Annotated in this window: 13 protein-coding genes and 4 tRNA genes; 3 read left to right on the top strand and 14 right to left on the bottom strand. The window is 54.6% G+C overall.

Annotated features, from left to right (window positions below):
- Window positions 1-3: 3 nt before the first annotated feature.
- The 12 genes from B9Y90_RS09380 to B9Y90_RS09435 all read right to left on the bottom strand — a co-directional run bounded on the left by B9Y90_RS09380 (window position 4) and on the right by B9Y90_RS09435 (window position 8,788).
- A tRNA-Arg gene (locus tag B9Y90_RS09380) sits at window positions 4-80 on the bottom strand.
- Between the two features lie 62 nt (window positions 81-142).
- Window positions 143-219 (bottom strand) — tRNA-Arg (locus B9Y90_RS09385).
- Window positions 220-282: 63 nt separating this feature from the next.
- Window positions 283-359 (bottom strand) — tRNA-Arg (locus tag B9Y90_RS09390).
- A 4-nt stretch (window positions 360-363) separates the two neighbouring features.
- Window positions 364-456, bottom strand: a tRNA-Ser gene (locus B9Y90_RS09395).
- Between the two features lie 301 nt (window positions 457-757).
- Window positions 758-943, bottom strand: a complete 186-nt coding sequence (gene csrA, locus B9Y90_RS09400; RefSeq protein WP_008458257.1) for a carbon storage regulator CsrA — start codon at window positions 941-943, stop codon at window positions 758-760.
- Window positions 944-1,187: 244 nt separating this feature from the next.
- Window positions 1,188-3,815, bottom strand: coding sequence for an alanine--tRNA ligase (gene alaS / locus B9Y90_RS09405; protein WP_085541066.1), 2,628 nt, complete (start codon window positions 3,813-3,815; stop codon window positions 1,188-1,190).
- A gap of 139 nt (window positions 3,816-3,954) precedes the next feature.
- Entirely contained in the window at window positions 3,955-4,470 is a 516-nt protein-coding gene (locus tag B9Y90_RS09410; RefSeq protein WP_085541067.1) for a regulatory protein RecX, read from the bottom strand.
- 75 nt (window positions 4,471-4,545) lie between these two features.
- Window positions 4,546-5,610 (bottom strand): recombinase RecA, encoded by a 1,065-nt coding sequence (gene recA / locus B9Y90_RS09415; RefSeq protein WP_039287071.1) that lies wholly within the window; start codon window positions 5,608-5,610, stop codon window positions 4,546-4,548.
- 85 nt (window positions 5,611-5,695) lie between these two features.
- Window positions 5,696-6,205: a nicotinamide-nucleotide amidase gene (gene pncC, locus B9Y90_RS09420; RefSeq protein ID WP_039287073.1), complete on the bottom strand. Its 510-nt coding sequence runs from the start codon at window positions 6,203-6,205 to the stop codon at window positions 5,696-5,698.
- Window positions 6,206-6,336: 131 nt separating this feature from the next.
- The gene (locus tag B9Y90_RS09425; protein WP_085541068.1) at window positions 6,337-7,215 is read right to left on the bottom strand and encodes a metal ABC transporter substrate-binding protein; all 879 of its coding nucleotides are present in this window, start codon (window positions 7,213-7,215) and stop codon (window positions 6,337-6,339) included.
- Window positions 7,212-8,096 (bottom strand): metal ABC transporter permease, encoded by an 885-nt coding sequence (locus B9Y90_RS09430; protein ID WP_039287077.1) that lies wholly within the window; start codon window positions 8,094-8,096, stop codon window positions 7,212-7,214. Before B9Y90_RS09430 ends, B9Y90_RS09425 begins: the two co-directional genes overlap by 4 nt.
- Window positions 8,093-8,788, bottom strand: a complete 696-nt coding sequence (locus B9Y90_RS09435; RefSeq protein ID WP_085541069.1) for a metal ABC transporter ATP-binding protein — start codon at window positions 8,786-8,788, stop codon at window positions 8,093-8,095. The genes B9Y90_RS09430 and B9Y90_RS09435 overlap by 4 nt, the downstream gene beginning before the upstream one ends.
- Before the next feature lie 335 nt (window positions 8,789-9,123).
- On the opposite strand from B9Y90_RS09435, the gene B9Y90_RS26905 reads away from it, so the two are divergent.
- Together B9Y90_RS26905 and gutQ are read left to right on the top strand one after the other, a co-directional pair.
- Window positions 9,124-9,282 (top strand): hypothetical protein, encoded by a 159-nt coding sequence (locus tag B9Y90_RS26905; protein WP_176227857.1) that lies wholly within the window; start codon window positions 9,124-9,126, stop codon window positions 9,280-9,282.
- Window positions 9,263-10,225, top strand: a complete 963-nt coding sequence (gene gutQ / locus B9Y90_RS09445) for an arabinose-5-phosphate isomerase GutQ (protein ID WP_085541070.1) — start codon at window positions 9,263-9,265, stop codon at window positions 10,223-10,225. Before B9Y90_RS26905 ends, gutQ begins: the two co-directional genes overlap by 20 nt.
- A gap of 41 nt (window positions 10,226-10,266) precedes the next feature.
- Here gutQ and mltB read toward each other — a convergent pair whose 3' ends face one another.
- Window positions 10,267-11,343 (bottom strand): lytic murein transglycosylase B, encoded by a 1,077-nt coding sequence (gene mltB / locus B9Y90_RS09450; protein WP_085541071.1) that lies wholly within the window; start codon window positions 11,341-11,343, stop codon window positions 10,267-10,269.
- 94 nt (window positions 11,344-11,437) lie between these two features.
- Entirely contained in the window at window positions 11,438-12,457 is a 1,020-nt protein-coding gene (gene trpS, locus B9Y90_RS09455) for a tryptophan--tRNA ligase (RefSeq protein ID WP_085541072.1), read from the bottom strand.
- Between the two features lie 277 nt (window positions 12,458-12,734).
- On the opposite strand from trpS, the gene B9Y90_RS09460 reads away from it, so the two are divergent.
- Window positions 12,735-13,406 carry an HAD-IB family hydrolase gene (locus B9Y90_RS09460; RefSeq protein WP_139827376.1) on the top strand — a complete coding sequence of 224 codons (672 nt, stop codon included), beginning with the start codon at window positions 12,735-12,737 and terminating at the stop codon, window positions 13,404-13,406.
- Window positions 13,407-13,416: the final 10 nt, after the last annotated feature.

Genomic DNA, 13,416 nt, shown 5'->3' on the forward strand with positions numbered 1-13,416 from the left:
ATATGGTGCATCCGGGAGGATTCGAACCTCCGACCGCTCGGTTCGTAGCCGAGTACTCTATCCAGCTGAGCTACGGATGCATCGGGATTACTGCTTTACTGCTGACTCAATGTCGCTCATCATGCCGCAACACTGATGAAGATGGTGCATCCGGGAGGATTCGAACCTCCGACCGCTCGGTTCGTAGCCGAGTACTCTATCCAGCTGAGCTACGGATGCATCGGGATTACTGCTTTTACTGCTGATTCAATGTCGCTCATCATGCCGCAACACTGATGAAGATGGTGCATCCGGGAGGATTCGAACCTCCGACCGCTCGGTTCGTAGCCGAGTACTCTATCCAGCTGAGCTACGGATGCAAAATGGCGGTGAGGCGGGGATTCGAACCCCGGATGCAGCTTTTGACCGCATACTCCCTTAGCAGGGGAGCGCCTTCAGCCTCTCGGCCACCTCACCACACGCCTCTTTCGAGTGCTTCGAGTTACTCGTAAGAGCTTCTCGTCGCTGCGTGGCGCACATATTACTTTCTGGGACTTATAAGTCAAACAATTTTTCCCTACTCGCTATCGATTGCACAAATCACGCTCGATTAGCGTAATTTGGAGGCAAAAAGAGTGTTTTATCAACAGGCAAACGGCAATAAGCGCGCAGAAACAGCACACGGATAAGCGAAGCAAAATGGTGTTAACGGGAGAGAAAGGGAAAAGCTGGAAGAAGAGAGATGCGCCTCGCTGTAGATTAGCGAGGCGCGATATTTTTAGAAATTCGTTTGCTGGGATTTTTCAGCCTGGATACGTTGGTAGATTTCTTCGCGGTGTACAGAGACTTCCTTCGGGGCGTTAACACCGATACGGACCTGGTTGCCCTTTACTCCAAGCACAGTCACGGTCACCTCATCCCCAATCATAAGGGTCTCACCAACTCGACGAGTCAGAATTAACATTCTTTGCTCCTTGAAAGATTAAAAGAGTCGGGTCTCTGTATCCCGGCATTATCCATCATATAACGCGAAATCGTAACGAATGACAAATAGATAAGACGCACTCTGTCATAGCATTACACTCTGTTATATCTAAGTTTAGCCGATATACACAACTTCAACCTGACTTTATCATTATTGATAGTGTGTAAATGGTAGTACGCCATAACTGAGAACAGTTATGGCGCAATTACACTTTTAGTTATTTTCAGAGTTTTGCCGTAACCCAGGCCTCAACGCCGGCCAGTGCGCCCGGCAATGCCGCCGCATCTGTACCACCCGCCTGAGCCATATCAGGACGACCGCCCCCTTTGCCACCAACTTGCTGTGCAACCATCCCCACCAGTTCCCCCGCTTTCACACGGTCGGTCACATCTTTGGAGACACCAGCAATCAGAGACACTTTCCCTTCTGCCACGGTGGCCAGAACAATCACGGCGGAGCCAAGCTGATTTTTCAGGTCATCGACCATGGTGCGCAACATCTTAGGCTCGACGTTGCTCAGCTCGCTTACCAGTAATTTAACGCCTTTTACTTCAACCGCTTTGCTGGAGAGGTTTGCGCTCTCCTGCGAAGCCTGCTGTTCTTTCAACTGCTGCAGCTCTTTTTCCAGCTGACGGGTACGTTCCAGTACCGAACGGACTTTCTCGTTCAGGTTCTGGCTGTCGCCTTTCAGCAGTTGAGCGATGTCGTGCAGTTGATCACTTTGCGCATGGAGATTGGCCAGTGCGCCTTCGCCGGTCACGGCTTCAATACGACGCACGCCAGCCGCCGTACCCGATTCCGCAACGATGCGGAACAGACCGATGTCGCCCGTACGTGAAGCGTGAGTACCACCACACAGCTCGGTGGAGAAGTCCCCCATGCTCAGAACACGGACATGGTCGTCATATTTCTCGCCAAACAGCGCCATTGCGCCCTTCGCTTTTGCCGCTTCCAGATCCATAACGTTGGTTTCGACAGGCAGGTTACGGCGAATCTGTGCGTTAACGATATCTTCTACGGCGCGGATTTCAGCCGGCTTCATCGCTTCAAAATGAGAGAAGTCGAAGCGCAGGCCTTTGTCGTTTACCAAAGAGCCTTTCTGAGCAACGTGGGTACCAAGCACCTGGCGCAGCGCAGCATGCAGAAGGTGCGTTGCGGAGTGATTCAGACGAATACGAGCGCGACGAGCTTCATCAACTTTCGCTTCCACGCTGTCGCCCACTTTCAGCACGCCGGAAACCAGCTTGCCCAGATGGCCGATAGCCTGGCCGTATTTCTGAGTGTCGTTGACTGCGAAGTCAGCGCCATGACCTTTCACAGCACCTTTATCACCGACCTGACCGCCGGACTCACCGTAGAACGGCGTCGCGTTCAGCACCACCACGGCATCCTGCCCGGCAGTAACCTGGTCAACGGATTTGCCGTCAACGAACAACGCGGTCACTTTCGCGTTCAGGTCGAGGCTGTCATAGCCTTTAAATTCAGAAGCAGAATCCACGCGGATCATGCTGTTGTAGTCTGCACCAAACCCGCTGGACTCACGCGCACGACGACGCTGCTCTTCCATTGCGGCTTCAAAGCCCGCTTCGTCAACTTTGATGTTGCGCTCACGGCACACGTCTGCCGTCAGATCCACAGGGAAGCCGTAAGTGTCATACAGACGGAAAGCAGTTTCGCCATCCAGCGTATCACCCTTCAGCTTCGCCAGTTCGTCATCCAGCAGTGCAAGACCACGCTCCAGTGTACGGGCAAACTGCTCTTCTTCAGTTTTCAGAACCTGCTCAACCAGCGCCTGCTGTTTGGCCAGCTCTTCGCCTGCAGACCCCATGACTTCGACTAATGGGCCAACCAGCTTATAGAAGAACGTGTCTTTCGCACCCAGCATGTTGCCGTGGCGAATGGCACGACGAATGATACGGCGCAGAACGTAGCCACGGTTTTCGTTAGAAGGGGTTACGCCATCGGCAATCAGGAACGCACATGAACGGATGTGGTCCGCAATAACGCGCAAGGATTTGTTTGACAGATCGGTCGCGCCGGTCACTTCAGCAACGGACTGAATCAGCTTTTTGAACAGGTCGATATCGTAGTTGGAGTTAACGTGCTGCAGCACAGCCGCAATACGCTCCAGACCCATACCGGTATCGACAGAAGGTTTTGGTAGCGGCAGCATCGTGCCGTCGATCTGACGGTTGAACTGCATGAACACGATGTTCCAGATCTCAATGTAGCGATCGCCGTCTTCTTCAGGACTTCCCGGAGGGCCGCCCCAGATGTGATCGCCGTGATCGTAGAAAATCTCGGTACACGGACCGCAAGGACCGGTATCGCCCATCTGCCAGAAGTTATCGGATGCGAAGGCTGCGCCTTTGTTATCGCCGATGCGAATAATGCGCTCACGCGGTACACCCACGTCTTTTTCCCAGATCTCATAGGCTTCGTCATCGGTTTCGTAGACGGTCACCCACAGACGTTCTTTCGGCAGCGCAAACCAGTTTTCGCCAGTCAGCAGTTCCCAGGCAAAGTTAATGGCATCGTGTTTGAAATAGTCGCCAAAGCTGAAGTTACCCAGCATCTCGAAGAAAGTATGGTGACGCGCGGTGTAACCGACGTTTTCCAGATCGTTGTGCTTGCCGCCTGCGCGGACGCAACGCTGAGACGTTGTGGCGCGGGAATAGTTACGTTTGTCGACGCCCAGGAAAACATCCTTGAACTGGTTCATCCCGGCATTGGTAAACAGCAAAGTCGGATCGTTGTTCGGGACCAGGGAGCTACTCGCTACAACCTGGTGACCTTTACTATGGAAAAAATCGAGAAACGCCTGACGGATCTCAGCGGTGCTCTTGCTCATAATTATCCTGGAATCAAGCTAACGAAGAGTTGTAAAGCTGCCATGACAGCCGTAACGCAGACGGCTCAGGCCAGCTTACCTGGAAAAAAGTGGGAATAAGATAAGTTTTCTGGCGAGGGAAGTAAAATCCAGTGTGGCCCTAATCAGCAAAATTTCGCCAGATCTCCTGAATGTCTTCCATAAAGAAGCCACGATAGAGAAGAAAACGCTGCACTTTCGCCTTCATCTGCCACTCTGTTGGCAGCGGCGAGCCAAACTTGCGTTCGGCCAGTTCCCGCGCCAGCGGCTGCCAGTCAATTTCACAGGCCATCATCGCCGACTCACCAATAGCCCGGTCTATGCCCTTTTGCTTCAGTTCCTGACGAATACGCTGCGGTCCGTACCCTTTCCGGCTGCGGCTGGCAATAAAACGTGACGCAAACTGCACGTCATCCAGCCAGCGGTGCTCGTAACACCAGGCAATAACCTTATCAATGTCTTCCTGAGTGACCTCAGGTTCGTCCTCTTTAGCAAATTTTGCCGCAAAGGCAGAAGGCGTTGCCAGCTTACGGCGAAGTTCTTGTTCGCTGTGGTCACGCATGGCAAGAATACGGGTCGCCTTATCTAAAAGGCGGGCAAAAGGGCTACGGCGGGGAGAAGCGGTGTTGTCGGGCATAGAGTCGTGTGACAAAGATCGATATAAGAGGGAGATAAAGCACAAAGGGCCGCGTTAGCAGCCCTTTGTCTTGTTTTAGAAGTCTTCGTTGGTTTCGACCGCGTCTTCGTCGTGGTCATCTACCGTGAAGTCCGGCGTGCTGTCCTGGTTATTCAGCAGCATTTCGCGCAGTTTCTTCTCAATCTCTTCTGCCATCGGCTTGTTCTCTTTCAGGAAGTTGCTGGCGTTTGCCTTACCCTGACCGATTTTTTCACCGTTGTAGCTGTACCAGGCACCCGCTTTTTCAATCAGCTTGTGCTTCACGCCCAGGTCAACCAGCTCACCGTAGAAGTTGATGCCTTCGCCGTAGAGGATCTGGAATTCAGCCTGCTTAAATGGCGCGGCAATTTTGTTTTTCACTACCTTCACGCGGGTTTCGCTACCGACGACGTTTTCGCCATCCTTCACGGCACCGATACGACGAATGTCGAGACGGACAGACGCATAGAATTTCAGTGCGTTACCGCCGGTCGTGGTTTCCGGGTTACCAAACATCACGCCAATTTTCATACGGATCTGGTTGATGAAGATCAGCAGCGTGTTGGACTGCTTCAGGTTACCCGCCAGCTTACGCATTGCCTGGCTCATCATACGTGCCGCAAGACCCATGTGAGAGTCGCCGATTTCACCTTCGATTTCCGCTTTCGGCGTCAGCGCCGCAACGGAGTCAACGATGATGACATCAACCGCACCGGAACGTGCCAGCGCGTCACAGATTTCCAGCGCCTGCTCACCGGTGTCCGGCTGGGAACACAGCAGGTTATCGATATCAACGCCCAGCTTTTTGGCATAGACCGGATCCAGCGCGTGCTCCGCATCAATGAACGCACAGGTTTTACCGCCGCGCTGCGCGGCCGCAATAACCTGCAGGGTCAACGTTGTTTTACCGGAAGATTCAGGCCCGTAGATTTCTACGATACGGCCCATTGGCAGGCCGCCTGCGCCCAGTGCGATATCCAGAGAAAGTGAACCGGTAGAGATCGTTTCCACATCCATGGAGCGGTCTTCACCCAAGCGCATGATGGAGCCTTTACCAAATTGCTTTTCAATCTGGCCCAGTGCTGCCGCTAACGCCTTCTGTTTGTTTTCGTCGATAGCCATTTCTACTCCTGTCATGCTGAGTGATGCGATGATTCGCAACCCTGCGTTCTCAATACTGTTTCGTTGAGGCAATTATACTGTACAGTCATACAGTATCAAGTTTATTTTTTAGAAAATCGTCCCACAGGCTCTGCAGGGCGAATTCCGTGGCCTGGCGGCGGACGGCATCGCGGTCGCCGTCAAAGCACTGCACTTTTGCCAGCGCTCTGCCATGCTTGTCCGCAAAACCAAACCACACCGTACCGACCGGTTTTTCAGGCGTGCCACCATCCGGCCCGGCGATACCGCTGACAGAAACAGCATAATCCGCTTTCGCGGCGGCAAGCGCTCCCTGAGCCATCTCAAGCACCACGCCTTTACTGACGGCGCCATAGGCCTCCAGCGTGGTTTCATTCACGCCAATTAGCTGATGTTTGGCTTCATTGCTGTAGGTCACAAAGCCCCGCTCAAACCAGGCTGAGCTGCCGGCAACGTCGGTAATCACTTTCGCGATCCAGCCGCCGGTACAAGATTCTGCAGTAGTCACGGTGGCCCCAAGCTGCCCAAGGCCATTCCCTACCCGCTGGCTTAGCTTAAACAATGCGCTGTCTGTCATGCTGGCTCCGATTGTAGACATATCATTAGCCAACACGATAGCACTTTACGGGCGTTGCAGGGGATTACATCGGGATACTCGGGAAGGGTTCCAGAAATGGAACGGCCAGCAAAAGCTGGCCGGGAGAAAAACTACTTCATGCTGTTGGCGATGGTGTTCACGTTATGTTTGAACGCCTTTTCGTAGGTGCTTGCCGGGCCGCCAGGGCCTGAAAGCGCCTCTGGATAAAGCTCACCGCCTGGCTTAGCGCCGGTCGCGCTGGCAATTTGCTTCACCAGGCGCGGATCGGTCTGATTCTCGATGAAATAGGTGGAAATATGTTCTTCTTTGAGCTGTTTAATCAGAGACGCCACGTCGCTGGCGCTGGCCTGGGCTTCAGTGGAAAAGCCGACTGGCGCCAGGAACGTGACACCGTAAGCCTCACCAAAGTAACCAAACGCGTCGTGGCTGGTCAGCACTTTGCGTTTAGCCTGCGGCACATCCGCAAAGCGCTTTTTCGCCCAGCCGTCTAGCTGCTTCAGGCGCGCTGCATAGCTATCACCGCTTTTACGAATCGCCGCAGCGTCCTGCGGGTCGGCAGCAACCAGCGCAGCAGAGATATTTTCCGCGTAGATAGCCCCATTTGCCGCACTGTTCCACGCATGTGGGTCAGTGATTGATTTACCGTCTTCTTCCATACTGCGGGTGTTAATCCCCTGGGAAGCCACGATAACTTTGCCTTTGTAGCCGGACGCCGTCACCAGGCGATCCATCCACCCTTCCATGCCGAGCCCGCTCACAATCACCACATCCGCATTACGCAGCGCGACGCTGTCTTTCGGCGATGGTTCAAAGCTATGCGGGTCGCCATCCGGCCCCACCAGGCTGGTGACTTTGACGTGGTCGCCGCCAACCTGTTTAGCCATATCAGCCAGCACGGTGAAACTTGCCACTACATTCAGCGTTTTCGCTGCAGCCATCTGGCTGGAGAGCGCCAGAGCCAGCGCAATACCAATCCCTAAACGTTTCATTTAACCCCCTTTATGATTGCCAATTTCCTACGCAGCAGGCTCCCTGCAAGCACGCTGCGCGGTCCGAAAAGTATTGAGATAAAGAATGCGACGCTCGCGGTAAGCACAATGGCCGGCCCGGCCGGTAAAGAGGCATAGAAAGACCACACCAGCCCTAACCAGGCGCAAATCAGGCCACACACCACGGCAAGAGCGATCGAACCCGGCAATGTCTTAGCCCAGCAGCGCGCGGCAATGGCGGGCAGCATCATCAGGCCAACGGACATTAATGTGCCGAGGATCTGGAAACCGGCGACCAGGTTAAGCACCAGCAGCGCTAAAAACGTGCCGTGAATAAGCGACGGCAGCAGCCGGTTGTTCACCTGTAAAAAACTGCGGTCAAACGACTCCAGCACCAGACCACGGTAAAGCAGTGCCAGCGCAACCAGCGTCACGCTTGCAATGAGACCTACAAACTTAATAGCTTCACCATCCACGGCGAGAATTGAGCCAAACAGCAGGTGCAGCAGGTCAACGCTTGAACCGCGCAACGAAATCAGCGTCACGCCGAGCGCCAGAGAACCAAGGTAGAATCCAGCAAAGCTGGCATCTTCTTTTAACGGCGTCCGGGCGCTAACCCAGCCGGAAAGTAAAGCCACCAGCACGCCAGCGACAAACCCACCAATGCCCATCGCCACCAGCGACATACCGGCAACCAGATAGCCCACGGCAACGCCGGGCAAAATAGCGTGCGAAAGCGCATCCCCCACCAGGCTCATGCGGCGCAGAAGGAGAAAAATGCCAAGCGGAACGGTACTCAGGGAAAGCGACAGGCAGGCCACCAGCGCGCGGCGCATAAAGCCGTAAGCCACAAACGGCTCAATAAAAAGGTGATAAATCATGCAGTTTGTACCAGACGTGGGCGAAAGGAAGCATATTGCGCTAAGGCTTCGTCGGCGCTGCCCCACTGGTAACCCTCCGGGGTGAGCAGCAAGACTTCTGGAAAATGGCGACGTACCAGCTCGTTGTTATGCAGCACGCTAATAAGCGTCTTGCCATCTCGATGCATCTGGCACATCAGTTCCATTAAAAATTCGCTGGTTTGTGCATCCACGCCGGTGAATGGTTCATCAAGCAGCACCAGCGGCGCGTCCTGAACCAGCAGGCGGGCAAACAGCATGCGTTGAAACTGTCCCCCTGAGAGCACATCAATAGGCCGCAGGTAATGCTCACTTAATCCCACGCGTTCAATCGCTTCCATCACGCGTTCACGGTGCTGGCGACGAAGGCCGGAAAACAGCCCGCGTCCCGGCCAGCTCCCCATACAAACTACGTCATAAACCGTGGCAGGAAATTGCCGATCCATTTCCCCTAATTGCGGCAGCCAGGCAATGCGTGGGCGCATATTGTCCTGAAACTTTACGCCGCCGGAAATGGGAGGAAGTAGCCCGGCCAGGGTTTTTAACAGCGTCGATTTACCGCAGCCGTTGGCCCCGATCACCGCCGTCATGCTGCCACGCCGGAACTGGCCGCTGAGCGCCGACACAACCACGTTGCCGTAATAGCCCAGCTCAAGGTCCTTCAATTCGATCATGGCAGGATAACCGCCCAGTGAATGGCGCCCCAAAGTATGAGGATCAGCGCTGCCACAAGGGCCACGCGCAGCAGCCCGGAAAGGCTGAATAAGGAAGAGGGAGCAACAGCAGGCATACCGGCACCAATATTGTTTCGTTATAACATAACATAATCTACTCAATAGCCCTTGTAAATTTCTGTTTTACGCCCAGGCATAAACAAACCCTCAATCGACCTCTTTTTTGCTCTCCAGCCCGTAAAGTAAAAATTTCAGCGCACCTTTCGGATGCCAAACCCTTTTATCTCGATAGCGTTATATTTCACAATGAGACCCAAATCAGCTTTGACTGGCTGTTGATAAGTGTCGCTGGTAGCGCTCTTAGCGCCAGGATCGCGGCCTATAACGAGGTTTACACCGACAGCGGCATCAGCCACGAATTCCTCACCGCGCTGCGTGAAAAGAGCGTGAAAGTGATTGTCACCGGAGAAGAAGATGAATCAGCGAATGATTAATGCCGCACGAGAAACCCTGCTGCTGGAATTGCAGGAAGCAAGCCGCCTGCCGGACAGACTTGGCGAAGATTTTGTCGCCGCCGCCAACGCCGTGCTCACCTGCCAGGGGAAAGTGATTGTTTCCGGCATGGGCAAGTCCGGGCATATCGGGAAGAAAATTGCCGCCACCTTTGCCAGCACCGGCACGCCCGCCTTCTTCGTTCACCCCGCCGAAGCGTTACACGGCGATCTGGGGATGATCGAAAGCCGCGACATCCTGCTGTTTATCTCCTATTCCGGCCATGCAAAAGAGCTGGACTTAATTATTCCTCGCCTGCAGGAAAAGGCCGTTAAGCTGATTGCCATTACCGGCAAAGCGGAGTCGCCGCTGGCCAAAGCGGCCTTTGCCACCGTAGATATTTCGGTCGAGCGTGAAGCCTGCCCGATGCGCCTTGCGCCGACCTCCAGCGCGGTTAATACATTAATGATGGGCGATGCACTGGCCATGGCCGTCATGCAGGAGCGCGGCTTTAACGAAGAGGACTTTGCGCGTTCACACCCTGCCGGTGCGTTAGGCGCCCGTTTGTTAAACCGGGTTCATCATCTGATGCGCACCCACGAGCAGCTCCCGCAGGTGGCGGACAGCGCCTCCGTCATGGATGCGATGCTGGAGCTAAGCCGCACAGGGCTGGGGTTAGTTGCCGTCTGTGACAAAGCGCAGCACGTTGCAGGCGTCTTTACCGATGGCGACCTGCGCCGCTGGCTGGTGGGCGGTGGCAAACTGGAAGCCGGGATCAAAGATGCCATGACGAAGAATGGCACGGTGCTGAATGCTGAAACCCGGGCGATAGATGCCAAAGAGATGCTGATGAAAAAACGCATTAGCGCGGCGCCGGTCGTGGATGAAAACGGCAGGCTGCTGGGAGCAATTAACCTGCATGATTTTCACCAGGCAGGTATTTAATCGGCGTCTTTATCGCCCCCAAACGGGGGCGATAAAACGTATTACTGAACGCGAGCCAGCGCGACGGCCTGCCCTAATTGCCACACCGCCATCGCATAATGGGTGCTGTGGTTGTAGCGGGTAATCGCGTAGAAGTTTGGCAGCCCGTACCAGTACTGGTAACGGTCACCCATATCCAGGCGCAGCAGGCTCACTTCCTGATGGTTGCCTAAAGAGCCCTGCGGACTCAGGCCAGACTGCCCCAACGCCGCCACGGAGTATTTGGTGTTGAAGCCGTTAGCCAGTCCCGGCACCTGGCCATTGGCCGGCACGGCAACCATGTCTCCCTTCTCCCAGCCGTGCGCTTTGAAATAGTTCGCCACGCTGCCGATAGCATCTTCCGGATCCCACAGGTTCACGTGCCCGTCGCCGTTGAAGTCCACCGCGTACTCTTTAAATGAGGAAGGCATGAACTGCCCGTAACCCATTGCTCCGGCGAAGGAACCTTTCAGCGCCAGCGGATCGTCCCCTTCATTGCGCGCCATCAGCAGGAAGGTTTCCAGTTCCCCCGCAAAGTACTGCGCGCGGCGCGGGTAGGCAAAGGCGAGCGTCGCGAGAGCATCCACAATGCGCGTTTTCCCCATCACGCGGCCCCAGCGGGTTTCAACCCCGATGATCCCAACGATGATTTCCGGCGGTACGCCATAAACCTGGTACGCGCGGTTCAGGGCAGATTCATACTGGTTCCAGAACTTCACGCCGTTTTGTACGTTATCCGGGGTGATGAATTTAGCCCGGTAGCGTAGCCACGCCCCGTTCGGCCCGGCAGGCGGCGCGGTCGTCGGTGCCTGCTGATCCATCAGGCGCAGCACATAATCCAGACGTTTGGCCTGGGACAACACTTCATGCAACTGGCGACGGTCAAAACCATGGTCATTCACCATTTTGTCGATGAACTTCTCTGCTTCCGGGTTGTAGGCAAAATCACCGGTTTGCATAAAGACATCGTGCTGTGGCTGCAACAGGAAACCGCCCGACGGCGTGCCGCTGGTTTGCTGCTGTTCGGCGGTTTTCGGCTTACTGCTACAGGCAGAGAGTAAAACCAGCATAGGAAGAAGTGCTGCGGCTGAATAACGCATCTGATGGGCTGTCCCTGTGAATGTTCGCGAAAGTTTCGCAATAATGGTAATCCATAATCACTCATCTGAGTATGCCTCTGGCGCCCTTCTGCCGTTAAAATAACACTGGCAATCCCAGCGCACGTTTGACTTCATCCGCCGTTTGCTGAGTCAGCGCTCGTGCGTTTTCACTCCCGGCTTTCAGCACCTCAAGCAAATAAGGCTTATCTTTGATAAAGCGATTTCTCCGCTCTCTTATTGGCGCCAACAGATTTTGCAGGCAGGTCTCCAGCTCGTTTTTACACTGACGATCCCCCAGCCCACCGCGCTGGTAGTGCTCTTTCATCGCTTCGACTTTCTCTTTGTCTTCATGGAAAGCATCCAACCAGGTAAACACCACATTGCCTTCAATTTTTCCCGGATCGTTCACGCGCAGATGATCCGGGTCGGTAAACATGGCGCTCACAGCCTGTTGAATCTGTTGTTCACTGGCGGAAAGGGTGAGCGTATTGCCCAGGGATTTTGACATTTTAGCGTTACCGTCAATGCCCGGCAGACGGCTGACCGGGCTGAGCAACGCTTTGCAGGGGGTTAATATCGGCGTCGGCGTCAGGCTATTCATCTTGTGCACAATCTCATTGGCCTGCTCGATCATCGGCAGCTGATCGTCCCCCACCGGCACCAGGCTGGCTTTAAACGCGGTAATATCCGCGGCCTGGCTTATCGGGTAGACCAGAAAACCGGAAGGCAGAGAGCGGGCAAAACCCTTCTGGGCAATTTCGCTTTTTACCGTCGGGTTTCTTTCCAGGCGGGCAACGGTCACGATGTTCATATACAGCATGGTGAGCTCTGCCAGCGCTGGCAGAGAAGATTGCAGGCAAATGGTCGTTTTCTGGGGATCAATGCCGACGGCCAGGTAGTCCGCCATCACCTGCAGAATGTTTTCGGCGACTTTCTCCGGGCGGCTACCGTTGTCAGTTAACCCCTGGAGGTCGGCCACCAAAATGTACTGCTGATGCTCATCCTGAAGCTGGACGCGCTTACGCAGTGAACCGACGTAATGCCCAAGGTGAAGCTGGCCGGTTGGACGGTCACCGGTAAGGATGGTTTGCTGCAAAGCGTGTGAACTGCTCATAAAGGCCTCCTGAGGCTGATAAATCTTGCCGGAGGGCGAACAGTTAAAACGAAATAGCCGCCTTCCGGCGGCTATTAGAAAAGGGTGAACGAATTCCTGCCGCCTCTAAAGAGACAGCCACCAGCGGCTAACCATAAGCAAGGTGTGATTTCTGTTCATTCGGCTACCCTACCACATTTCGCGGCGGTTTCCGTAGCGGGATTTAAAAGTTTATAATTTCCCCATCGCTCGCAAGATGCCCTCGCGACAAACAGATAAAAAGGAAAGTTGGGAATCTATGGTTGTTATGAATGATCCTTCGCCAGGCGTCCTGTCGGTTTTCGATTTTGACGGTACGCTGACCCATAGCGATAGCTTTGTCCCGTTCCTGCGGTTTGCCTTCGGGCGCAAAACCTTCGCGCGCAAGATGATGCGTATGGTCATCCCAACGCTCAAATGCCTGCGCCGGAAACTGACCCGCGATGAATTAAAAGAAATACTGATTTCAACCTTCTTAACCGGCGTGAATGAGCAGTGGGTTAAGGAGAAAGCCGAAGTGTATTGCGCGAAAAACTTCGAAAAAATGATGCGCCCGCGTGGACTGATGGCGGTTGCCGCTGAACTGCGTTCTGGCGCTGAAGTGACGCTGTGCTCCGCATCACCGGCCATCGTGCTGCTGCCGTTCGCGGAACGCCTGGGCGTGAAGCTCATCGGTACTCAGCTTGAAGTCGTGGACGGCGTGTTAACCGGCCGCATTAACGGTCATAACTGCCGCTGCGATCAGAAAATTCAGCGACTGGAACAGGTTTATGGCCCGCTCAACCAGCTGCATTTGCGCGCCTGGGGGGATTCGAGAGGGGATTATGAACTGCTGACCGCAGCCAGGGATTACCACTGGCGCCACTTCCATCGCACCTGGTCTCGTCGTCGCTCACCTGTCGAAAGATTACGCCTCGACAAACATCTCTGAGTCTGGTCAT

Source organism: Cedecea sp. NFIX57 (assembly GCF_900177785.1).
GTDB lineage: Bacteria > Pseudomonadota > Gammaproteobacteria > Enterobacterales > Enterobacteriaceae > Cedecea > Cedecea neteri_C.

Excerpts from the sequence above, each read along its gene's own strand:
- B9Y90_RS09425 (WP_085541068.1), bottom strand. The coding sequence starts at position 7,215 with ATGAAACGTTTAGGGATTGGTATTGCGCTGGCTCTGGCGCTCTCCAGC.
- mltB (WP_085541071.1), bottom strand. The coding sequence starts at position 11,343 with ATGCGTTATTCAGCCGCAGCACTTCTTCCTATGCTGGTTTTACTCTCT.
- csrA (WP_008458257.1), bottom strand. The coding sequence starts at position 943 with ATGTTAATTCTGACTCGTCGAGTTGGTGAGACCCTTATGATTGGGGAT.
- recA (WP_039287071.1), bottom strand. The coding sequence starts at position 5,610 with ATGGCTATCGACGAAAACAAACAGAAGGCGTTAGCGGCAGCACTGGGC.
- B9Y90_RS09435 (WP_085541069.1), bottom strand. The coding sequence starts at position 8,788 with ATGATCGAATTGAAGGACCTTGAGCTGGGCTATTACGGCAACGTGGTT.
- pncC (WP_039287073.1), bottom strand. The coding sequence starts at position 6,205 with ATGACAGACAGCGCATTGTTTAAGCTAAGCCAGCGGGTAGGGAATGGC.
- B9Y90_RS09430 (WP_039287077.1), bottom strand. The coding sequence starts at position 8,096 with ATGATTTATCACCTTTTTATTGAGCCGTTTGTGGCTTACGGCTTTATG.
- gutQ (WP_085541070.1), top strand. The coding sequence starts at position 9,263 with ATGAATCAGCGAATGATTAATGCCGCACGAGAAACCCTGCTGCTGGAA.
- alaS (WP_085541066.1), bottom strand. The coding sequence starts at position 3,815 with ATGAGCAAGAGCACCGCTGAGATCCGTCAGGCGTTTCTCGATTTTTTC.
- trpS (WP_085541072.1), bottom strand. The coding sequence starts at position 12,457 with ATGAGCAGTTCACACGCTTTGCAGCAAACCATCCTTACCGGTGACCGT.
- B9Y90_RS09460 (WP_139827376.1), top strand. The coding sequence starts at position 12,735 with ATGGTTGTTATGAATGATCCTTCGCCAGGCGTCCTGTCGGTTTTCGAT.
- B9Y90_RS09410 (WP_085541067.1), bottom strand. The coding sequence starts at position 4,470 with ATGCCCGACAACACCGCTTCTCCCCGCCGTAGCCCTTTTGCCCGCCTT.